The 520-nt window shown below is 63.1% G+C and carries 1 protein-coding gene; it reads right to left on the bottom strand.

Features of this window, described 5'->3' with window-relative positions:
- The coding region (locus tag PEL01S_RS34300; RefSeq protein WP_255320208.1) for a condensation domain-containing protein at positions 1-520 on the bottom strand (520 nt) is incomplete at both ends.

Raw genomic sequence — 520 nt, 5'->3', positions numbered from 1 at the left:
ACATCCGGGATGATTTCCTCCCGTCCGTGGCCCTCCAGGTTGACCGGCACCCGGTCCAGCCCAGACCATTCGTGCACGGCCATGCCCAGCGCCGTCAGCAGCAGGTCGTTCATTTCCGTGCGGTAGGCCCGGTGCGCCTGCTTCAGCAGTTGCTCCGTTTCCTCCGCCGTCCAGCGTACCGTCACGACGTCGCTCTCTTTCAGCAGCGGTTTGGCCTCCGCGTTATCCTTCGGCAGCGGGGCATAGTCGCTTTGCTCGATCTGCTGCCAGTACGCCCGCTCCTGCTCCATCACTGAGCTGCTGGCATAGCGCGACAGCTGCTCCGCCCATGTCCGGAACGAATCCGTTTTGTGCGGCAGACGGATCGCTTCTCCGCGAAGCGCCTGCTCGTATCCCGTCGCAATGTCCTCGAACAAAATGCGCCACGATACCCCGTCGACCACCAGATGGTGGATCGCAATCAGCAGATGGTCGCCGTCCGCGCAGCGGAACAGACCGAGCTTCATGAGCGGTCCGTGTT

The organism is Paenibacillus elgii NBRC 100335 (assembly GCF_004000865.1).
GTDB lineage: Bacteria > Bacillota > Bacilli > Paenibacillales > NBRC-103111 > Paenibacillus_G > Paenibacillus_G elgii.
Note: the sequence above shows the minus strand (reverse complement) of the source record. Positions and strands in the feature narration are given on the sequence as shown.